This window comes from Luteibacter sp. OK325 (assembly GCF_003050935.1).
Classification (GTDB): domain Bacteria; phylum Pseudomonadota; class Gammaproteobacteria; order Xanthomonadales; family Rhodanobacteraceae; genus Luteibacter.
In genome coordinates this window covers 342,748-363,839 of the sequence record NZ_QAOX01000003.1, presented here as the reverse complement: position 1 = coordinate 363,839, position 21,092 = coordinate 342,748, and the positions used below count along the sequence as shown (strand labels likewise).

Below are 21,092 nucleotides of genomic sequence, written 5' to 3'. Positions count from 1 at the left end.
CCTCAAGGCTGGCAGTCGATGTTCTTCGAAATCTCAGGCTGCCATTCGGGATGGTCGCTCGCTGGACGGAGCAGGCTTCGATTGATCCAGATTCGCAAGGTGTTGCTGCTTGTCTGCCCGGGCGGATCGTCCTCCCCGGCCGACCTGCCCTGTGGCCGGTCGAAGAACGACTGCGGTGAATACCTGATGTCGACAGGGCCGTCCGGAAGTGCGTAGGCGTAGTCCAGATCGACCGTATTGCGCAATTCGCCACGTGGGTCGATGCGGACGAAGGCCTCGGGTTCGTAGACCAGGTGGCCGGGGTTGATGCGTTGCTCGGCAGCGCGGCCCGACGCATCGCGGATGCATAGAACGTTTACGAATGACATGTGGTCCAGCGTGACCGGCCCGAACATGTAGACAGGCGTCGTGCCTTCGTTGCGAATACGCACCTGGATAAAGCCGCGTTCTGCATCCTGTGCCTTGGGCGGCGGACTGATCGTGACGATGACGGGCCCACTGGCGAAGGCAACGCCAGAGGCAAGGAGGAAGGCGGAGAGCAACAAGCGGGAGATGAGGCGATGCATGGAATCCTTTCCCTTCGATCAGTCAGGGTATCTGGCGGAGGATGGCGACTCAATCGCCCACTCGCGAGGTGTTCTTCAGTTCCTCTAGGATCTCCGGGCCACGTACGTCGATGTGATCGAGATTGTTCACGTAGAAACGCACGAAGGGCTTCTCGGAATCCTTCGGCATCCAGGGTTTTGCCCAGACGAAGACAACACAGTAGCCGTCCGCTTCCGCGATGATCTTATCCAGCCTTGCACGCAACAGCTTGCGTACGGGATAGGCGTCGATATCCTTCGCCGTGAGCGTAATGGTGGGCTTGAGCTCGGCGTCTTCGTGGCGGAAGGGGCGCGAGAAGCGCAGGTAGTAACCGCCTTCCTTCGTCGCGCGCAAGGAAGCGGTGCCCCACCAGATAGCACGCGTGTTGAGCTGGTCCGCGACCTTTTGCCGGTAGATATTGCGAAACAGCGCTTCGTACGTGCTGGTCTCCCCGCCGATCTCCACCGTCGCTTCGGCAAGGTCCTTGTCACGACGATGCTCGAGGAATTTCTGCACGAGCGAAGAGAGCCGGTAGTAATGACTGGCCCGCGGCTTAAGCCCAGCAGCGGGACCTTTCCCTGTAGGAGCCGATTCATCGGCGATCGGGTGCTCGCCTTGCCCTTGCCCGCTGCCGCGGGATCGTCGCGGAAGCGGCTCCCACAAGGTTTCGCCTGCGGCTGGGTCGGGCTTCGATACGGCGGGGAGGGAACGGAAGTGGTCGGCGGGGCGTTCGGCTTCGAACACGTCCGGCCGTTTCTCCGCTTTTGTTTCACCCTTGCCGTGGGCCACCTCGCAGGTAGCTGCATGGTCTTCCACCCGGCGCGAGCGGAAGTAGGGACGGATACGAAGGTTCTGCTCGGGTTTGTCGAGGCAGGCGCAGATGAGCGGCGCACTGCAGCCGTGGCCGACGCAGGTGAACGTCGGGGCCTGGCCGAGCAGTTCGGCCCAGTAGAGCTCGTAGGCACGCTCGGCAGTGAGGCGTTCGTTGCGTTCGGCGGTGAGCGCTTCTTCGATCGACACGATAGGGGTTCCGGCTTCCCTGGCTGGGTCACACTCTACCCTGTGGGAGCCGATTCATCGGCGAGGGGTGCTTGCCGAAACCCGGCCCGCTGCCGCGGGATCGCCGCTGAAGCGGCTCCCACATCACCGCTGAAGCGGCTCCCTCACGTCAGAACGCGCCGAAACCGTGGGGAATCTCCAGGCCCAGATCGACTTTCACCCCGCGCAGGAAGGCGAGAACCTCTTCGTAACGGCCGGAGGCCACCAGGACTTCGGCGGTCTGCAGGTCCAGGAGTTCGATGGGATCGTTTCGATACCAGGCGATGCGGCGGCTTTCGTCGGGTTCGACGCGCGCGGCCTCGCGCAGCACCTGCCAAGCGTGGGACTTCCGCGCCGGCCCTTCGGCGGCGGAGCGGATATCGACAATTCGTGCGTACGACATACCAATAACCTCACCTGGACAGACAGCGTGCCTATCTTTCCCTTCCTGATTCTTTCGCAGAGGAGTTACCCCGATGGCAAAAGTTCTCGTTCTCTACTACTCGGCCTATGGCCATATCGAAAAAATGGCCACCGCCGTCGCTGAAGGTGCCCGTGAAGCTGGCGCGCAAGTCGATATCAAGCGTGTGCCGGAAACCGTTGCGGAAGAAGTTGCCAGAAGCGCGCATTTCAAACTCGACCAGGCGGCGCCCATCGCGCGAGTGGACGAGCTGGAATCGTATGACGCGATCATCATCGGCACCGGCACCCGTTACGGCCGCATGACCTCGCAGATGGCCAGCTTCCTCGACCAGACCGGTCCGCTGTGGGCGCGTGGTGCGCTCAACGGCAAGATCGGCGGCGCCTTTGCCTCGACGGCGACGCAGCACGGCGGCCAGGAAACGACCCTCTTCTCGATCATTACCAACCTGTTTCATCTGGGGCTGATTCCGGTGGGCCTGCCCTATAGTTTCCAGGGGCAGATGAAGCTGGACGAGGTCACGGGTGGTACGCCCTACGGAGCTACGACCATCGCCGCCAGCGACGGTTCCCGTCAGGTCACCGAAAACGAACTGGCCGGCGCACGTTTCCAGGGCAAGCATATTGCCGAGGTCGCCACGAAGCTGTTCGGTTAACGATTAAGCTTCCTGCCACTGCGAACGCCGCCAATGGCTCGGGCTCTGTCCGACCAGGCGGCGGAACAGGTTGCACAGATGGGCCTGGTCGGAAAGGCCACAGGCCAGGGCAATCTGGCTGAGCGGTTCACGGGTCTGCAGCATCAGGGTCTGCGCGCGTTCCACGCGGCGACGCATGATGTAAGCGTGCGGCGGATCGCCGAAGCTGTCCTTGAAGGCGCGACAGAAATAGCTGCTCGACAGGCCGGCGATGGTGGCCAGGTGGTCGATGGTGATGGCAAAGCCGAGGTTCTCCTCGACATGGCTGGCCACGCGACGGGCCTGCCACGGGGCCAGGCCGGCACCGACGCGACGGCGTGCCGCGGTGGCCGCCGTTTCCGCGTGGGTTTCTTCGCGATCGAGCAAGGCGGCTACCCGCGCGACACAGGCTCTGGTGGTGGCGAGATCGGTTTCGACGGCGGTCAGGGCCTGTTCGAGCAGGCGGGCCACCGTGGGTTCCTGGTCCGGTTCGTACGACGCAAGGGCGTGCATGGCTTCGGTGGCACGTGCGCCACCGGTCCCGGCGAAGGTGTTGGATTCGTATCGCATCTGCGTGAGCTCCACGGCAACGGACGTGGACGGTCTGCCCACGGTTGCAGCCTAGTCGCGATGCGGGGGTGTACTGAATTCTACAAAGGGACTGTAAAGCCCATACCAAAGGGTTAAACCCGCCCCGAAGGAATATCTTGTAGCTGTCGTGCCGTAACGGTCAAAAACCATCACCGGCGTGCAAGACGGTCTGACGTCATTCGGACACGCTTCAGGCCGAATCTGCACAAGACGCACGGGCCGAGCCACCTTCAATGCCGCCTTACCGCCCTCTACAAGCCAGCGCTGGCGCGTCCCTCATCGGGCCACGCCGGGCCGTGGCCGGCCTGTTGATGACGACGGGCGCCTTGCTGGCGCTGGCGGTGTTCCTGGTCGACACCTTTACCGCGCTGCAAGGCGCCGTGGCGGTGGTCTACCTGGTCGTGGTGTTGCTGGTAGCCGCCAGCGGCAGCCGTCGCGCCATCGGCGGCGCGGCGTTTGGTTGCATGGGGCTGACCATCGTTTCCTTCGTCCGTGGCCACGGTTTTCCGGTCCTCGACGCGGCCATGCTGCGCTGCCTGGTCAGCCTGGCGGCAATCGTCATCACGGCGGTGCTCTCATTGCGCGCGCGCGACCGCCTGGCGACTATCGCCGGCCAGGCCCGGCTCATCGAGCTGACACACGATTCGATCTACGTACGCGACATGGACGACGTCATCGTGCTGTGGAATACGGGCGCCGAGCAGCTCTATGGCTGGACAGCCAGCGAAGCCATGGGCCAACGCGCCACCCTCCTTCTGGCTACCGCGCTGCCCGGTCACCACACCGTGGTGGACGCCGCGCTGTTCAGCACCGGACGCTGGGAAGGCGAGGTGACCCAGAAGCACCGCGATGGCCGCACCGTGATCGTTGCCACGCGTTGCGCGCTGTTGCGCGACGATCGCGGCAAGGCCCGGGTGATCCTCGAGGCGGGCACCGACGTCACCGCCCGTCGCGCCGCCGACGCTGCGCTGAGTGAAAGCGAGGGCCGTTACCGAAGCATGTTCGAAAAGGCACGGTTCTCGTTCTGGGAAGAGGACTGGACCCTTGTCATGGCCCGCATCGCGAAGCTGCGCGAGCAGGGCGTCACCGATCTGGCCGCCTATCTCCAGGCCAATCCGGCCTTCAGTCGCGAATGTTGCACGCTCACCCAGGTAACCGACGTTAACGACGCCACCGTGCGCATGCTCGGCGCGGATCGCCGCGAGGACTTGCTCGGTCCCCTCGATCGGTTCCTGCCGAAGTCGGATACGACCTTCAGCCGCGTGATACTCACCATCACGCAGGGCGGTGGCGTCGCGGAGGGTGAGACGCATATCGTCAACCTCAAGGGCGAACGGCTTACCGTCCTGTTTGCCCTGAACATGCCGCTGGGGCCGACGCGCTTCGACCGCGTGCTGGTCAGCGTGGTCGACATCACCGACCGCAAGCGGGCCGAGCGCGCCCTGATGGCGGTGCAGTCGGAGCTGGCCCAGGCGGCCCGCATCACCGCGCTGGGCGAGATGAGCGCCTCGATCGCGCATGAGGTAAACCAGCCGCTGGCCGCTATCGTCACCCATGGTGAAGCCAGCCTGCGCTGGCTGCGTCGCTCCGTGCCGGATCTGCACGAAGCCTGCGATGCGATCGAGCGGGTGGTCCGCGATGCCCGGCGAGCCAGCGAGGTGGTCCATCGCGTGCGCAGCCTGGCCAGCAAGGAGCCGCGCCAGCATGTGCGCTTCGACCTGGCCACCCTGGTTGCCGAATGCGCGTTGTTGCTGGAGGGCGAGATGGCCCAGCATCACGTCGTGCTCGGCGTCGACATAGCTCCGGATGCGCCCTTGCCGCGCGGGGATCGCGTTCAATTACAGCAGGTGGTGCTGAACCTGATGGGCAATGCGATCCGCGCCATGGCCGATGTCCGGGGTGCTCGCACGCTTGTCCTGCGCGCCCGCGCGGACGACGAGGAAAGCCTTATTGTCGAAGTGGAAGACAGCGGTACCGGCATTCCCGAGGACATTGCCGCCCACCTGTTCGATGCGTTCGTGACGACGCGCGGCGGCGGCATGGGCATGGGGCTTGCCATTTGCCGTTCCACGGTCGAGTCTCACGGTGGACGCCTCTGGGCGACAAACCGACCGGAAGGCGGGGCGACCTTCCATTTCACGCTGCCCGTGACGGTGGCCGAGGAGGCTGGCGCGTGACCCGGATGCCACCCCCCATGACGCCGTCGCTGGCGCCGGTCGTGTGTATCGTCGACGACGATGCCGCCGTTCGCGAAGCGCTGGATTCCCTGTTCCGCTCGGTGGGCCTGAACGTGGCCGCCTTCGGCAGTGCCGCCGATTTCCTTGCCCGCGAAAACGCCAGCGCACCTGGCTGCCTGGTGCTGGATGTACGCCTTCCCGGGGTCAACGGGCTGGATTTCCAGGCCCAGCTGGCGGCCATGGACAACCGCCTGCCCATCGTCTTCATGACCGGTCACGGCGACATTCCCATGTCGGTGCGGGCGATGAAGGCCGGGGCGCTCGACTTTCTCTCCAAGCCGTTTCGCGACCAGGACATGCTGGACGCAGTGAGCATGGCGATCGAGCGTGACGCGGCCGAACGCCGCGAGGCCGACGCGATTGGTGCCCTGCGCCGGGCCTATGCCTCGCTCACCCCCCGTGAGCGCGAGGTCATGCACCACGTCACCGCCGGGCTGATGAACAAGCAGGTGGGCGGCCTGCTCGGCTTGTCCGAGATCACCGTGAAGATCCACCGCGGCAACGTCATGCGCAAGATGGCGGCCCGCTCGCTCGCGGAGCTGGTGCGCCAGGCCGAGGCCCTCGCCGCCCATTCGTGATGCGAGGGTGTGGCAGACCGCACACCTCCGTATGATTCCCATCGCGGGGCGGGGGGCGCACTGTAACCCCGCACGATGGTGCTGGATGAGGACGACAGCTTGGCCGCGAACAGGATTGTGGCGATCGTTGACGACGATGAAGCGGTTCGCCTGGCGACCGCGAGCCTCGTGCGATCGCTGGGACACGAAGTGCGAGGCTTTGCTTCCGCTGAAGATTTCCTCCGCCCCGGTGGCGATGATGGGATCGACTGTCTCGTCTCGGACGTCCACATGCCCGGCATCGATGGCACCGCCCTGCAGCGCCGTCTGATCGAACGCGGGCGCACCTATCCGATCGTCTTCGTCTCCGGTTTCCTCGACGACGCCGTGCGCGACAGCGTGATGGCCGCCGGCGCCTTCTGTTACCTCGGCAAGCCTTTCCAGGGCGATACGCTGGTGGCTTGCCTGGAGCAGGCGTTGTCCGGGTCAAGGAACTGACTGCAGATATTCGGGTTTATGACAGACCTGTGGGAGTCGGCTATGCCGGCGATGGGTCTTGCGGCAACCTGGATATCGCCGCTGAAGCGGCTCCCACAGGGATAGTCACCACAGGGATGTCCCCACAGCGATATCCCCACAGGGGTAGAGCGGTCATCGGCATCCGGTTACGCTCCGCGGCATGACACTCATTCTGTTTCTCCTGCTGCTGCTCATCGCCATCGTGCTGCTCTGGCGCCGCCGGTCACGCGCCGCCTCGGCATGGCTCCTCATTGGCATTGCCTGGCTGTTCTTCGCCGGCTGCGGTCCGCTCACCGGCATGCTGCTGGGCAGCCTGCAGTCGGGCTTCGCACCGGATGTGTCCCAATGGGGCCAGCGCAACGTGATCATCCTGCTCGGCGCGGGGACCGTGCGCAGCGGTGCGGGAGCGATCGAACCCAGTCTCTACGCGAACGGACGAATCCTGCGTGCCGCCGAACTCTACCGTTCGTGCAAGGCCACCGGCGGCGACTGCAAGGTGGAAGTGAGCGGCGGCGACGCGATGAAGCTCAAGCAGGCCGAGGCGGATGTGTATGCCATTTCGCTGGACCGGCTCGGGGTGCCGCGCGCGGACCTGATCCTCGAAGCGCAGAGCATGAACACCTTTCAGAATGCGCAGTTCAGCAGGCCCCTGTTGATGACCTACGGCGCCGACAAGGTCGTGCTGGTCTCATCCGCCGTGCACCTGAAGCGAGCCGTGCTCTATTTCTCGCACTTCGCCATCCACGGTGAGCCGGTACGCGGCGACTACGTCACGGCGCGCTACGACTGGCTCCCCGGCTCGGATAATCTCTCCTACGCGGATTTTGCCATTCACGAATATGTCGGCATCGCCCGGTACCACGTCTACAACGCCATGGGCTGGAATGTGCCGAAGATTCCTGAAGAAAACGTGACCACGCAGACACATACGTAACAATTGCCGCTTTATGCTTCCTCACCGTCCGACACGGACAGCGAACCCCAGGAGATGCCCGTGAAGTCTCGTTACATGCTTGCCGCACTGCTCGCCACCGCCGCTGTCGCCCCGGCAGCCGTCTTCGCCCAGCAGGCCGCTCCCGCGGACCAGTCGGCACCGGCTGCCAATCCGGCTTCGCAGATTCCGGCGGCGGACAAGCAGGCCATCCAGAACTACAACCTCAGTGATGACGTGTTCAACCGCATCGTCAAGGTCTCGCAGGAAGCGAAGAAGGAAGGCATCAAGCCGAAGGACGCCAAGACCGATTTCTCGAAGATCCATTCGCTCGACGACCTCGCCGCGCAGATCACCGCCGCCGATCCGCGCATCGAGCCACTGATCAAGAAGTACGGTTTCACCCCGCGTGAGTTCCTGCTCGCCAATCTTGCCGTGACCAATGCAGCCATCGCGTCGGAAGCGAAGAACAACCCGCAGATGGCCGCCTACGTGGACCAGTCCAAGGTCAACCAGAAGAACGTGGCTTTCTACGAGTCGCACAAGTCGCAGATCAACGCGCTCATGAACGAAGACGCGACCGGCAACTGATCGCAGTTCCTTGAAAGAGCTCCCTGTGGGAGCTCTTAGTGGGAGCTCTTTGTGGGAGCCGGCTATGCCGGCGAATGTGGGAGCCGGCTATGCCGGCGATCCCGCAACGAAGAAAAGGGCGAGACCTCCCGGTCCCGCCCTTTTTTTACCTCAGTGCCAGGGCCCGCACGAGCCCTCGGCCTCAGTGCGTACCATGCAGCGCATGCTTCAGATCACGCATCTGGTCATGGCCGCTCTTCACCGAGATATACGCTTCGTTGATCAACGAACGCGTGCCGGCGGTGACATCGGTATCCTTCAGGGCATCCTCGTACTTCGCCTTGATGTGATCTTCGCCGCGTTCGACTTCGTCGACGATGGCGGTGTCGTCCTTCGAACTCATCTTGGCGCGCAGTTCGACGAACATGCGATGGGCCTTGGCCAGCACGGTGCCGTCGTCTTCCGGCTTGCCGCCGAGTGAACTGACCTGCTGCTGCAGGCTCCGGGCAACCTGGCGACGTTCTGCAGCGCGGCTCTGGAACGACGCCGCATAGCGGGTGTTCTCAGCGTCCTTCGCCGCCTCGCCATAGCCCTCGGCGCTGTCGATCGTGGTCTCGATGAGGTTATTGAGGACCTTGATGTCGTGGTCGGTGCTGGTCATGGTGGTGGCTCCTTGGGTGACTCGCGTTGAGTCGTTCGGGGACGTCAAGCTTCGCTGCGTGGGGGTGCACGGATTCGTGAAATAGGCGTCGCGCGCATCAACACATGAAGGCCGCTGTTCACGGTCGGGCGGTGCATACTCGACCTTCACGACACACACGGAAATACCGTTCATGGCATCGAATCGTCGTCGCGCGCTTGTCACCGGCGCCTCAGCCGGTATCGGCGAAGCATTCGCCCGGGAACTGGCCCGTCGCGGCCACGACCTGGTCCTCACCGCGCGTCGCGCCGACCGTCTCGAAGCGCTCGCGACCGAGCTGCGCGACAGCCACGGCATCGAGGCCATCGTTGCGCCGCTCGACCTGGCGCGTACCGACGGCGTCGAAGCGCTCGTCGGCGCACTCGACGCGCAGGGCCTCACCATCGACGTGCTGATCAACAACGCCGGCTACGGTGTCACCGGCTATCTCGAAGAACAGCCCTGGGCCACGCATGCGGCGTTCATCCAGGTACTGATGACAGCGCCCACCGAGCTGGCCTACCGGCTCATTCCCGGCATGAAGGCTCGCGGTTACGGTCGCATCGTCAACGTCGCTTCGCTGGCCGGTCACGTGCCTGGCTCGGCGGGGCACACGCTCTATGCGGCGTCCAAGGCCTACCTGATCAAGTTTTCGCAGTCGCTGGCGCTCGAAGGCAAGGCAAGCGGGGTGCATGCGACGGCGGTCTGCCCCGGCTTCACCTATTCGGAGTTCCACGACGTGACCGGCTCGCGGAACCTGGTGTCGAAGATGCCCGGCTTCATGTGGATGGACGCCCCGACCGTGGCCCGGCAGGGCATGGACGCCGTGGAGGCCGGCAAGGCGGTTTACGTGAACGGCGCGGTGAACCGGGCGATCAAGGCCATGTTCAAGCTGATGCCGGACGCCCTGGCCCTGAAAATGATCGAACGGCAGGGCAAGCGCTACCGCTCCGGTCCACACGCCGGCTAACTCGCCGCCAGCTTTTGTGGGAGCCGATTCATCGGCGAATGAGACCTTGTGGGAGCCGATTCATCGGCGAAAACCAGGTCGCCGCCGCCCAATCGCCGGCAATAGCCGGTTCCCACAAGTCGCCGCTGAAGCGGCTCCCACGGCAGGCCCCACAAGGGGCAGGCCCCACAAGGGGCAGGCCCCACAAGGGCTGGCGCCCGCAAGAATCCGACCCGTGACCTCTGGCATAGGCCTCCAGCCCCGCCGGGGGCTAGCCTCGTCCGGTTTGCGGCGCTTTCCGCGCCGTTGCCGTCACGGGGACCATCGATGTCGATCAAACGTAACGCGGCGCTTTCCGGCGCTGTTCTCCTTGGCCTGATCGGGGCCAGCGCCTCGGCGCAGACCGTCACCACCGACGATTACCGCCGCGCGGATTCGTTCCTCGTCACCAATACGGTGCCCCTGGTGGACCATTCGGTCTCCAAGGTCACCTGGGTCGACGACACCCATTTCTGGTATCGCGACCACGACAAGGACGGCGACCAGTTCATCACCGTCGACGCCTCCACCGGCCAGGCCACCCGCGCTTTCGACCGCGACAAGGTTGCCGCAGCGCTGACTACCGCGACGGGCAAGAAGGTCGACGCGGCCAAGCTGCCGGTCAGCAGCTTCGTGGTCCGTCCGGACGGCTCGCTGGATATCACCTCGCACGGCAAGCATTACCTCTGCGACAGCGCAGCGAGCAAGTGCGAGCTGGCTGCGGCCAAGAAGGACGCCAGCGGTAAGGCCTACGGTGACGAGCCGGGCCTGGCTTCGCCGGATGGCAAGTCCGAGGCTTTTGTTCGTGACTGGAACCTGTGGGTACGCGACGTGGCCAGCGGTGCGGAAACGCAGCTGACCACCAACGGCGTCAAGGATTACGGCTACGCGACCGACAACGCCGGCTGGAAGCACACCGCCGACGCGATCGGCGTGTGGTCGCCGGATTCGACGAAGTTCGCCACGTTCCAGCAGGACCAGCGCAAGACCGGTGAGATGACCCTGGTCAGCACCAACGTGGGCCATCCCAAGGTCGATACCTGGAAGTACCCGCTGCCGGGCGACAAGGACGTGACCATGATCGAGCGCGTCGTGATCGACGTGCCGACGAAGAAGACCGTGCGTTTCAAGATGCCCGCCGACCAGCATCGCTCGACGATCTGCGACGACGTGTCGTGCAGCCCGGGCCTGTGGGACGACGTGCGCTGGTCTGCCGACGGCAAGAGCATCGCCTTCGTCTCCACCTCGCGCGACCACAAGCAGGAATGGTTCCGCGTGGCGAATCCGGAAACCGGCGACGTGCGCGACGTGTTCGGCGAGAAGGCGAAGACGTATTTCGAAAGCGGCAACGAAATGGTCAACTGGCAGTACGTGCCCGAGACCGACCAGGTGATCTGGTTCTCCGAGCGGAGCAACTGGGGCCACCTCTACATGTACAGCCTGAAGACGGGCAAGCTCGAGCACCAGATCACCAGCGGCGACTGGAACGTCACCCAGGTGCTGCACATCGATGCGAAGACCAGGACCATCTGGTTCCGCGGTGTCGGTCGCGAGAAGGGCGTCGACCCGTATTACCAGTCGTTCTACAAGGTGGGCTTCGACGGCAAGGGCCTGACCCTGCTCACCCCCGAGAAGCTGGATCATTCGGTCTCGATGTCGAAGGACGGCACGTTCTTCGTCGATTCGTACTCGAGTCTCGATACGCCGCCGGTTGCCGTGGTTCGCCGTGCCGATACGGGTACGACGGTGAAGGAAATCGCCCGCGCCGATATCTCGCGTCTCAAGGCCAACGGCTGGGTGCCGCCGACCGCGTTCACGGTGAAGGCGCGTGACGGCAAGACCGACCTCTACGGCCAGATGTTCAAGCCGACGAAGTTCGATCCGTCGAAGAAGTATCCGCTCGTCGTCTACATCTATCCGGGCCCGCAGACCGGCTCGGTGCGCTCGCGCAGCTTCCTGCCCTCGCATGGCGACAACCAGGCGTTGGCCGAACTGGGCTTCGTGGTGATTGCGGTCGACGGCATGGGTACGCCGTTCCGCTCGAAGGCCTTCCACGATGCGTACTTCGAAAACATTGGCGACAACACGCTGCCCGACCAGGTCGCGGCGGTGAAGGAGCTGACCAAGAAGTACAACTGGCTCGACGCCGACAAGGTCGGTATCTGGGGTCACTCCGGCGGCGGCAATGCCACGGCCACCGCGATGTTCCGCTACGCGGACGTGTTCAAGGTGGGTATTTCGGAGTCGGGCAATCACGACAACCGTAACTACGAAGACGACTGGGCCGAGAAGTGGCAGGGCCTGCTGGTCACCGACAAGGACGGCAAGTCCAACTACGACGACCAGGCCAACCAGAAGTGGGCCGAGGGCCTGAAGGGCCACCTGATGATCGCCCACGGCACCTTCGACGATAACGTGCCGCCGTACGAGTCCCTGCTCGTCGTCGACGCGCTGATCAAAGCGAACAAGGACTTCGACCTGGTGTTGATCCCGAATGCGCACCACGGTTACGGTGCAGCGACCACGTACATGACCCGCCGCCGCTGGGACTACTTCGTGCGCAACCTCGCCGGTGGTACGCCGCCGAAGGAATACCAGCTGACGCCAATGACGCCGCCCGGCGGTTGATCGGCAGCGCAGGTTGGTGAATGACGAAGGCCCCGCTGCGAAGCGGGGCCTTCGTCATTGGCACTTGCCAAGAAAATGTGGGAGCCGCTTCAGCGGCGATACCCGTCCGCGACACTTCTGCCATGCGCCCGCCGTGCCCGCTCTGACAGCCTGTCGGCAGAGAGCCGTGCGCCGCATCGGCACGCCCCCGGGTCCACGACGCGGGCGGCGGCGACTGATTGTCAAAGAAGCACCTCGCGACGATGAGTGGGCCGCAATTCGCCGCTTTACGAGGCACTTCAATGAACTCGTTGCAAGCAAATGCAGAACTGAGACGGCGCAAGCTTGCCTCGGTGCTCTTCGTCTTGGTTACAGCATGTATCTCGGTAGACGTGGGTGCGGCCACTTTGGCCGAGATGTCCCCAGACGAGCGGGCTGCTCTGATCAATGAAATGAACGTTTCGGCGAACGAGGTCGGTCGCAAAGGTCTCTTCTACGATGACGACCCGCTTCCCGTGATGATTTCCGTCAGCCTCGATGTCGATAAGAATTATGTCGTGGTGGACATGGATGAGCGGATCGGCCCGCGAGCCGAGCAAGCCGCAACCGAAGACCTTCTCGATGAGATCGTCGGATCAATCTTGGAACGTCACGAGAAAATCGAGGGGCTTGGGGTGAGATTTCTGTTTGGCGGAAAGCCCTCGACCCATTGGTTCCCCGACCCGGAGCGGGATGAACCACCAGACGAAGAGCGCATGTTCGAACCGACACAGGCGAACGTTGCGCCTGTGGTGGCCATCTCGCCCGGTCACGGCCTCTACTATCACCGCACCGGCGTGACGGTTCACGATTTTCGCCCGGACCAGAATGTGTTGATCCATGCGCCCAGTGGTCAGCCACGCTGGCGGCTCGGGGTCAGGTGCTTGCTTGAGGAAAAACTGCCGGACCATCCAGAGATTTGGCATGCCTTTGCAAGTCATGCGCGAGCTCATCCATACGAAGGAGGGATTTCGAAGTTTCCCGTTGCTTCGCAACCAACGCCTCGCGACGACAAAGGCGAGAACAAGCACGCCAAGATGCCGTCCGTCATCGTGGAGGTCGGTTTCCACACCAATCCGCAGGACGCGTTGCTCCTGCGCAACCGAGAGTTCCAAGGCCTTGCGATGCGAGGCGTCGCCAAGGGATACGGCTTGTTCCGCGAAGGCAAGCCTTGCGAAGATTTCTCCGTGAAGCCTGTGCTGCCAGCCTTCGGTCGCGTGGGCTACGACGTGCATCTTCCCGTCGAGCTGAAGGGCAACCCCGCCTTTCCGATCCACGTATCACGGGCTCTGAACTGCTCCGGCCGCTATTGCCACTCAAAGTCAGCAACCCTTTTCAGTCAGGCAGATATCGCAAAGCACAGAGTCCAGTATCTGTGCACACGCAACGACCTTGGCAAACGGCCTGTAGAACTCTTGGTTGAGGCGAGGGACTCTGATGGCGTGGTTGCGAAGCCTGCCGTGTACAAGGTTGCTTGTGGCCAAGGAGCACTACACGTCAGGGGGCGCGCCCATCCCTACACCAGTCGTGATGGACAAAAAAAGGGCATCGCTGTGAAGCGTGGCCCTTCTTTAGAGATTTCTCATATTGACCCGTTCTTAACCGAAGGCGTACGATCCCGTCGCCGACCGTGTGGTCGGTCTTTCACTCAAGTGGAACCCATGGATAGTTATCCGAGTCGTCAGGCGATCGCGAATCTCGCGTTTGTGATCGCCCCCAACGTGAATGTCCGCGCGCAAGGCGTGGGCGAGATCCGTCACGGGTAACTCGCTCAGCTCCGGCCGTGGGCTGGAGGTGTGCCATGTTCAAGATATTCGTTTCCTTCTTTGCCCTGCGGGCGGCTTTCGGTAGCGTCGCAGCCAAATCCTTTTCCGTGCACGTCCCGTCTCGTAGCGATGGTCTCCGTCGCAGCGGGCTGCATTGCGTGTGGCGGCGCGATGCATCCTCAGGGCAGCTTCGTAGCTACTGGTCGGGGTTGGATTGACCTGGAGTGATCGGCTTCGCGGGGATCGCCGATGAATCGGCTCCTACAAAGTAAGCATCGCCGATGAATCGGCTCCTACATAAAGCCGCTTCAGCTCTGTGTGGGAGCCGCTTCAGCGGCGATTGCCGTTCGCGATTACGCCGCGTAGGAAACAAACGTCATCGCCACCGCATTCATGCAGTACCGCAACCCGGTCGGATCCGGACCGTCGTCGAACACGTGGCCAAGATGCGCATCGCATCGCGCACACTTCACCTCGGTGCGCTCCTCGATCAGGCTGCGATCCGTCGCTTGCGCGATGTTCCGCTTCGAAATCGGCTGATAAAAGCTCGGCCAGCCCGTGCCGGATTCGAACTTTGTCGCCGAGTCGTACAGTGCCGTATCGCAACAGATACAGCGATACAGCCCATTGGCATGGCTTTCGTAAACCTTGCCGCCGCTATACGGCGCTTCGGTGCCGGCCTCGCGGGTAACGTAGTACGACTGCGTGCTGAGCTTCTCCTTCCACTGCTCCTCGGTCATGACGACGCGAGGCACGGAGCGGGTGTCGATCAGCTTCTTGTTCGCGCCGAACTCGTCCAGCGTGACATTGCCGCCCTTGGGCGGCGGCGCGTCGGCGGCCATCGCGGGTCGCATGCCGCGGAGAATGAGGGGCAGGGAGATCGACGCGACCGCAGTCGCGGCGAAAACACCCAGGAAGCGGCGGCGGTCGGGATCGGTGCTGCGCATGGAGCCTCCGTAAACAGGGAAGGGCGCAAGGTTGCGCCCTTCCATCAGAGACCGGGATTCCGGCCGAAGGCTTACAAAACCCCTCAGTCGTCCACCCAGTGGCACTCGCGGTGGGTCTCATAGGTGGCATTGTTGTTCTGGTGGGCCTTCTGGACCTGGTTGCCCACGACGCCGCCGGCGACAGCGCCGCCCACGGTGGCCACCGTCTTGCCCTTGCCGTGACCGACCTGGTTGCCAAGCAGGCCGCCGGCTACCGCGCCGATAGCCGTGCCGGCCACGCGATGGTCGTCACTGGAGTTGATCTGCTTGGTTTCGACGTCGCGGCACACCTGGTGCTGGCTGCGGTGCTCCTGCGCCTGGGCGGTCGGAGCGGACACGGCGGCCCCGGTCGCGAGCACGAACGCAGCGGCGAGCAGATGGGTCTTCATGGCAGGTCCTCCTTCTCGGTGGCCTTCAGGGATACCGCCGCCGCCGTGACGGGTGGGTCAACATTTTGCCTGTCCGGGGACTTGGTCGACATCGCGTATGGCCGCGGTTTAATCGGCGTGCCACGGGCCTCCGCCACGGCCTCGGTCAGTTCGGCGCCGAGCAGCAGGATCAGCGCCGAGTAATAAACCCAGACCAGCAGCACCACCACGCCGCCGGCAGGGCCATAGGGGCCACCGACATTGCTACGTTCCAGATAGATGCCGATGGCGAACTTGCCGACGACGAAAAGCAGGGCCGTGAGGCTGGCGCCGATGATGGCGTCGCGCCATTCGATCACCGCGTCCGGCAGCACCTTGTAGATGGCGCCGAAGATGAGGACGAACACGCCGAACGAGATCACCGTCTCCAGCACGTGCCAGCCCGTCGTGCCGCCGCGGACGAACACGGCGATCATCGCGCTGGCCGAAAACGAGATAACCAGAAGGAAGGCCAGTGAGAGCAGGAGACCTAGCGCATGGATGCGGGCGCGCAGCCAGCCGAGAATGGCGTGCGAGGCCTTCCCCGGCCGGGGCTGCAGGCTCCAGACGCGATTCAGGGCGCCCTGGAGCTGGGCGAAGACGGCCGAGGCACCCACGAGGGTCACGCCCAGGCCGATCACGCCGGCCATGCTGCCCACGCTCGGCTTCTGCTTGGCGTTCTCGATGACCAGGCGTACCGCTTCGGAGGCTCGTGCCCCGACCAGGCCATTGAGACTGTCGATCAGCTGCGCCTGCCATTCCGGGCGAAGCGAGGCGACTACCCAGAGCAGGAGCACCAGCAGGGGCGCGAAGGACAGCGCCGAGTAGAAGGCCAGGGCGGCGGCACGGGTCATCAGCTCGTCGTCGCTGAAGCCTTTGGCGGTGGTGCGGACGACGGTTACGCCCAGTTTGAGCCTTGAATGCACGAGTCGGTCTCCGTTATTCGCCAGCCAGGCCAGCTTCGCGGGGGGCACGCGAAAATCGCGTGGACTAAGGAGGCCAGGGGCGACCTTACCTGTGGGAGCCGATTTATCGGCGATGTGGGAGCCGCTTCAGCGGCGATGTGGGAGCCGCTTCAGCGGCGATCCCGCGGCAGCGGGCCAGGTTATCGCGAGCAGCCAATCGCCGATGAATCGGCTCCTACAAGGAGCTATTCATGCGGGTGATGGCAGCTGGGATCCCCTCTGCGCCTTTGACCTCGACCACCTGCTCGTTCACGGCGAAATCGGTGTCCGTCTCATACGACCAGGTGCTGTGATACGGCATGTACACGCCCCATCCGCCCAGTTCCACCACCGGTGCGATGTCCGAGCGCAGCGAGTTGCCGACCATGGCGAAGCGGTCCGGGGTGACGTCGAACTCGCGGAACAGCCGGACATAGGCCGCCGGATTCTTCTCCGAGACGATTTCGATGCGGTGGAAAACGTCGGCGAGGCCACAGCGCGCGACTTTGTATTCCTGGTGGAAGAGGTCGCCCTTGGTGATCAGCACCACGCGGTGCGCGCGAGCGACCGCCTCGACCGCTTCACGGATGCCGGGCAACAATTCCACCGGGTGGGCGAGCACATCCTTGCCCAGGCGAACGATGCGGTGGATGTCCTGTGCTTCGACCCGACCCTCGGTCAGCTCGATAGCCGATTCGATCATCGACAGGGTCATGCCCTTGGCGCCGTAGCCGAACAGCTTGATATTGCCGCGTTCGGTGTCGAGCAACGCCTCGCGCAGGCCGTCGCGGGCGAGGTCGACGTAGCGACCGAGGATGGCCTCGAACTCGTCCTGCGCGCGGTCGTAGAACTCCTGGCTGTGCCAGAGGGTGTCATCGCCGTCGAAGCCGACCAAATCGATCATGGGTGCAATATCCGGTTTTCGCGGTGAGTTAGGATAGCGCGAGCACCCATCGCCGATGAATCGGCTCCCACAAAGAGCCGCGCCCATGAATCGGCTCCCACAAAGAGCCGCGCCGATGAATCGGCTCCCACAAAAGAGTCAGGGTGTCGTGCCAGGGTCTCGTGCGAAGCGGCAGTATGTGGGAGCCGATTCATCGGCGATGCTCTTACGACACAACGAGAACCATCATGCCCGGCTACGAATTCACCGACATTGCCTGCCCCTACTGTGGCGAAACCATCGAGGTAGCCGTCGATACATCCGGCGGCAGCCAGACGTATATCGAGGATTGCCAGGTTTGCTGCCGGCCGATCGTGATGCGGCTGGCGGTGGATGAGGGGGATGACAGTTTCGATCTGACTGCGTCTGCTGAAAATGACGGGTGATGTGAAGGGCTATCGCCGCTGAAGCGGCTCCCACAGGGGGCCTGGCGTAAGGAATCGCCGCTGAAGCGGCTCCCACAGGGGGCATCGCCCTATCGCCGATGAATCGGCTCCCACAGAAAGCGTGGCTGCCTTCTGTGGGAGCCGATTCATCGGCGAATAAAAGCATGGCCCGGATTCATCCGGGCAACCGATAAAAAAGGCCCGGGTTTCCCCGGGCCTTCCATCGAAAACAAGCCGAAGCTTCTCTTCTTAGAACGCGACGCTGGTCTTCAGGCCAAGCACGAACGCGTTGTTGCGCTGACTGCTGCCACCCGGATCCTGGATGTACTGGAGGTTCGGGCGGAGCGCGATCGAGGGAATCGGCGACCAGCTGTAGAACACTTCAGAGACACGCTCGTAGCCGCGGTTGACGATGGTGTCCGAACCGGTGAGCTCGTTGATCAGGCGCTGGTTCTTCGCGGCGTAACCACTGGCGTACGAACCACCGAAGGCGGCGCCGATGAAGTCGTTCGGGCGACCGAAGATGCCCTTGTACTCCATGCCGAGCGCGAACTGGTTGTTCGTGGGCGAGGTAGCGTGGTCGGCGGAGGTGATGTTCAGGAACACCGTCGCACCTTCGCCACCAGCCGTACCCGTGACCTGCTGCGAGAACGTGATCCACGCACCCTTGCGGCCGTCGTGCTGTAGCGCCGTGTTGCCGGTGAGCGCGATCGGCTGGTGGTTCACGTCGAGGTAGAGATCGTTACCCTTCGAGGTGTTGTACCAGACGCCTGCACGGTACGAACCCGGCAAGCCGTTGACGGTCGGCTTCCAGCCGAACTCCAGCGGAATCAGCGCGCCGGTGGTGCCGCTCGGGAAGCCGGGCACCAGACCGTTGTGCGATGCGTAGGAGTCGTCGACATACTTCGGGTTCACCTGGTAGCCAGCGATCTGCACCCAGGTGTTTTCTGTCGTCGCATACTTCACCACCGCGGCCCACTGGCTGGTCGGCCAGTTGACCCAGTAGTCGCCCACGATGTTACCCGGCTGGGCACCGCAGAACGTCAGGTTCTGGAAGTCGCACGAGAACTGGTTGACGTCTTCGCCTACCGGCAGACGACCCAGCTTCAAGGTCAGGCGATCGTCCAGGAACTTCTGCTCGAGGGCGAAGATCGTCAGATGCCAGGTCTGGCCACGACCGTAGACTTCCTGAATGAGCTGGTTGTTACCGATGTTCGCATCGGCACCGATGTTGCGGCCGTTACGGTCGGTGACGACGATAGTGAACTTGGCGCCGTTCCAGCCCCAGAGTTTCTGGAGATCGAACGCGGTGCCGAGCTTCCACTGGTCGGTGTAGCGAGTGATCTCACGATCACCGCCGGAGTAGTTGTGCGCGAGTTCCGAGCCGTAGCCCAGATCGAAGGTGACGCCTTCATCGGCGAGACGCGAACGCGTGCCGCCCCAGTCACCGAAAAGATATTTGCTGGTCGACATGTCGCTGAAGTCGGACTTCATCGTGTCGTCTGCGTGAGCGGCGGTAGCGCCGAGACCGAGGCAAGCGAGCATCAGACCGGCGAGGGGACGCTTAGAAAAATGAATGAGCATTTACCCTTCTCCCTGAAAAAAATTAAGCTTTTTAGTTTGTGGCTTTTGATTATTTAAGTTGCAACGCACAAGACTCCCCGTGCATTCAACCGCCGCATTCTAGTGTTTTTGTCTTACTAATGCGTGGGCATTGCGAATTCTGCGCCAGCGCTTTCATCGTGGTTCAGCCAACGCTGTGTAACGGCCTTCTGTTTTGTATAAAAGCGCACAGATTCCGGGCCGTGAGCGTGATGATCACCCATGAGACTCTTCTTCCATCCACCAAAACTATGGAATGCCATGGGCACGGGGATAGGAACATTCACGCCAATCATGCCAACCTGAACACGATGCGCAAATTCTCGCGCTATTTGTCCATCGCGCGTGAAGATGGCGGTGCCATTACCATATTCATGTTCATCGACCAGCTTCAATGCGCTGGCGAAATCCGGCACGCGAACGACACACAGGACAGGCCCGAAGATTTCTTCTTTGTAGATACGCATGGCCGGCGTGACGCGATCGAATAGTGTGCCGCCGACGAAGAAGCCCTGCTCGCACCCGGCTACCTGGTAGCCGCGGCCGTCGACGACGAGCTCGGCACCGGAGGTCACGCCGTCGTCGATATAGCCGGTGATGCGATCCTTGTGGACGCCGGTGACGACCGGGCCCATTTCCACGCTTTCATCCATGCCGTTGCCGATACGCAGCGCCTTGACGCGCGGCGCGAGCTTGGCGACCAGTGCGTCGGCCGTCGCTTCACCGACCGCCACGGCGACGGAGATCGCCATGCAGCGTTCGCCAGCCGCGCCGTAACCTGCACCGATCAGTGCGTCCGCTGTCTTGTCCAGATCGGCGTCGGGCATGATCACCATGTGGTTCTTCGCGCCGCCCAGCGCTTGCACGCGCTTGCCCTGGGACGTGCCGCGGGCATAGATGTATTCGGCGATCGGCGTGGAACCGACAAAACTCACCGCGCGCACGAGCTCATGGTCGAGCAAGGCGTCCACGGCGGTCTTGTCGCCGTTTACCACGTTGAACACGCCGTCAGGCAGGCCGGCTTCCTTAAGCAGCTTCGCCAGTTCCAGCGCGAGCGAGGGATCGCGTTCGGACGGCTTCAGCACGAAGGTATTGCCGCAGGCGATGGCCATGGGGAACATCCACATGGGTACCATCGCCGGGAAGTTGAATGGCGTGATGCCGACGCAGACGCCGATGGCCTGGCGCATGGTCCATGCGTCGATGCCGTTGGCGATCTGCTCGGTGTATTCACCCTTGAGCAGTTCGGGGATACCGCAGGCGTATTCGACCACTTCGAGGCCGCGCACGACTTCGCCTTTCGCGTCGGAAAGCACCTTGCCGTGTTCAGCGACGATAATGCGCGAGAGGCGATCCATGTCGCGTTCGATCAGTTCCTTGAGCCGGAACATCACGCGCGCACGCTTCAGTGGCGGTAACTGCGACCAGGCAGGGAAGGCGGCGTGCGCAGCGCGCACGGCATGATCCACATCGGCGACAGAGGCGAGATCCACTTCAGAGGCGACGACACCGCGCGCGGGATCGTAGACCGGCGACGTGCCGGAGGGCGTGCCGGCGTACGGCTTGCCGGCGATGAAGTGACCGATGCGGGGGAGGGTGTTGCTGGAGGGCTGGGCGGACATG

The 21,092-nt window shown here is 63.2% G+C and carries 21 protein-coding genes; 10 read left to right on the top strand and 11 right to left on the bottom strand.

The window, feature by feature from the left end; all coding sequences use genetic code 11:
• Positions 1-2: 2 nt before the first annotated feature.
• From C8J98_RS09415 to C8J98_RS09405, 3 genes are all read right to left on the bottom strand, one after another.
• Entirely contained in the window at positions 3-566 is a 564-nt protein-coding gene (locus C8J98_RS09415) for a hypothetical protein (protein ID WP_107912931.1), read from the bottom strand.
• 49 nt (positions 567-615) lie between these two features.
• Positions 616-1,605: a hypothetical protein gene (locus C8J98_RS09410; protein ID WP_107912930.1), complete on the bottom strand. Its 990-nt coding sequence runs from the start codon at positions 1,603-1,605 to the stop codon at positions 616-618.
• A gap of 148 nt (positions 1,606-1,753) precedes the next feature.
• Complete coding sequence (locus C8J98_RS09405) at positions 1,754-2,026, bottom strand: hypothetical protein (RefSeq protein WP_107912929.1); 273 nt, start codon at positions 2,024-2,026, stop codon at positions 1,754-1,756.
• A 73-nt stretch (positions 2,027-2,099) separates the two neighbouring features.
• On the opposite strand from C8J98_RS09405, the gene wrbA reads away from it, so the two are divergent.
• Complete coding sequence (wrbA, locus tag C8J98_RS09400) at positions 2,100-2,699, top strand: NAD(P)H:quinone oxidoreductase (protein WP_107912928.1); 600 nt, start codon at positions 2,100-2,102, stop codon at positions 2,697-2,699.
• A 3-nt stretch (positions 2,700-2,702) separates the two neighbouring features.
• On the opposite strand, the gene C8J98_RS09395 is transcribed toward wrbA, so the two are convergent.
• On the bottom strand, positions 2,703-3,329 hold the full coding sequence (locus C8J98_RS09395) for an AraC family transcriptional regulator (RefSeq protein ID WP_146171608.1): 627 nt from the start codon (positions 3,327-3,329) through the stop codon (positions 2,703-2,705).
• Positions 3,330-3,541: 212 nt separating this feature from the next.
• On the opposite strand from C8J98_RS09395, the gene C8J98_RS09390 reads away from it, so the two are divergent.
• From C8J98_RS09390 to C8J98_RS09370, 5 genes are all read left to right on the top strand, one after another.
• The gene (locus C8J98_RS09390) at positions 3,542-5,485 is read left to right on the top strand and encodes a PAS domain-containing sensor histidine kinase (protein ID WP_107912926.1); all 1,944 of its coding nucleotides are present in this window, start codon (positions 3,542-3,544) and stop codon (positions 5,483-5,485) included.
• Positions 5,486-5,502: 17 nt separating this feature from the next.
• The gene (locus C8J98_RS09385; RefSeq protein ID WP_199229863.1) at positions 5,503-6,123 is read left to right on the top strand and encodes a response regulator transcription factor; all 621 of its coding nucleotides are present in this window, start codon (positions 5,503-5,505) and stop codon (positions 6,121-6,123) included.
• Positions 6,124-6,198: 75 nt separating this feature from the next.
• Positions 6,199-6,600: a response regulator gene (locus C8J98_RS09380; RefSeq protein WP_199229862.1), complete on the top strand. Its 402-nt coding sequence runs from the start codon at positions 6,199-6,201 to the stop codon at positions 6,598-6,600.
• 181 nt (positions 6,601-6,781) lie between these two features.
• A complete protein-coding gene (locus C8J98_RS09375; RefSeq protein WP_107912924.1) occupies positions 6,782-7,555 on the top strand; it encodes a YdcF family protein in 774 nt (257 codons plus the stop codon).
• A 60-nt stretch (positions 7,556-7,615) separates the two neighbouring features.
• Complete coding sequence (locus C8J98_RS09370; protein WP_146171607.1) at positions 7,616-8,143, top strand: hypothetical protein; 528 nt, start codon at positions 7,616-7,618, stop codon at positions 8,141-8,143.
• A gap of 181 nt (positions 8,144-8,324) precedes the next feature.
• Here C8J98_RS09370 and C8J98_RS09365 read toward each other — a convergent pair whose 3' ends face one another.
• Positions 8,325-8,783: a PA2169 family four-helix-bundle protein gene (locus tag C8J98_RS09365; RefSeq protein ID WP_107912922.1), complete on the bottom strand. Its 459-nt coding sequence runs from the start codon at positions 8,781-8,783 to the stop codon at positions 8,325-8,327.
• Between the two features lie 172 nt (positions 8,784-8,955).
• Here C8J98_RS09365 and C8J98_RS09360 point away from each other — a divergent pair, with 172 nt between their 5' ends.
• The 3 genes from C8J98_RS09360 to C8J98_RS09350 all read left to right on the top strand — a co-directional run bounded on the left by C8J98_RS09360 (position 8,956) and on the right by C8J98_RS09350 (position 14,201).
• Positions 8,956-9,771 (top strand): SDR family oxidoreductase, encoded by an 816-nt coding sequence (locus C8J98_RS09360; protein ID WP_107912921.1) that lies wholly within the window; start codon positions 8,956-8,958, stop codon positions 9,769-9,771.
• A gap of 306 nt (positions 9,772-10,077) precedes the next feature.
• Positions 10,078-12,417: a S9 family peptidase gene (locus C8J98_RS09355; protein ID WP_107912920.1), complete on the top strand. Its 2,340-nt coding sequence runs from the start codon at positions 10,078-10,080 to the stop codon at positions 12,415-12,417.
• 281 nt (positions 12,418-12,698) lie between these two features.
• Positions 12,699-14,201, top strand: a complete 1,503-nt coding sequence (locus C8J98_RS09350) for an N-acetylmuramoyl-L-alanine amidase (RefSeq protein ID WP_158272660.1) — start codon at positions 12,699-12,701, stop codon at positions 14,199-14,201.
• A 353-nt stretch (positions 14,202-14,554) separates the two neighbouring features.
• Here the strand turns inward: C8J98_RS09350 and msrB are convergent, their stop codons facing one another.
• The 4 genes from msrB to C8J98_RS09330 all read right to left on the bottom strand — a co-directional run bounded on the left by msrB (position 14,555) and on the right by C8J98_RS09330 (position 17,442).
• The gene (gene msrB, locus C8J98_RS09345) at positions 14,555-15,148 is read right to left on the bottom strand and encodes a peptide-methionine (R)-S-oxide reductase MsrB (protein ID WP_107913063.1); all 594 of its coding nucleotides are present in this window, start codon (positions 15,146-15,148) and stop codon (positions 14,555-14,557) included.
• Between the two features lie 83 nt (positions 15,149-15,231).
• Positions 15,232-15,576, bottom strand: coding sequence for a glycine zipper 2TM domain-containing protein (locus C8J98_RS22520; protein WP_107912918.1), 345 nt, complete (start codon positions 15,574-15,576; stop codon positions 15,232-15,234).
• A complete protein-coding gene (locus C8J98_RS09335; RefSeq protein WP_233260177.1) occupies positions 15,573-16,520 on the bottom strand; it encodes a YihY/virulence factor BrkB family protein in 948 nt (315 codons plus the stop codon). The genes C8J98_RS22520 and C8J98_RS09335 overlap by 4 nt, the downstream gene beginning before the upstream one ends.
• A gap of 214 nt (positions 16,521-16,734) precedes the next feature.
• Positions 16,735-17,442: an HAD family hydrolase gene (locus tag C8J98_RS09330; protein ID WP_107912917.1), complete on the bottom strand. Its 708-nt coding sequence runs from the start codon at positions 17,440-17,442 to the stop codon at positions 16,735-16,737.
• A 227-nt stretch (positions 17,443-17,669) separates the two neighbouring features.
• Here C8J98_RS09330 and C8J98_RS09325 point away from each other — a divergent pair, with 227 nt between their 5' ends.
• Complete coding sequence (locus tag C8J98_RS09325; RefSeq protein WP_107912916.1) at positions 17,670-17,867, top strand: CPXCG motif-containing cysteine-rich protein; 198 nt, start codon at positions 17,670-17,672, stop codon at positions 17,865-17,867.
• 249 nt (positions 17,868-18,116) lie between these two features.
• Here C8J98_RS09325 and C8J98_RS09320 read toward each other — a convergent pair whose 3' ends face one another.
• Positions 18,117-19,451, bottom strand: a complete 1,335-nt coding sequence (locus C8J98_RS09320; RefSeq protein ID WP_107912915.1) for a carbohydrate porin — start codon at positions 19,449-19,451, stop codon at positions 18,117-18,119.
• 116 nt (positions 19,452-19,567) lie between these two features.
• Positions 19,568-21,091 (bottom strand): CoA-acylating methylmalonate-semialdehyde dehydrogenase, encoded by a 1,524-nt coding sequence (locus C8J98_RS09315; protein ID WP_107912914.1) that lies wholly within the window; start codon positions 21,089-21,091, stop codon positions 19,568-19,570.
• Between the last annotated feature and the right edge of the window lies 1 nt (position 21,092).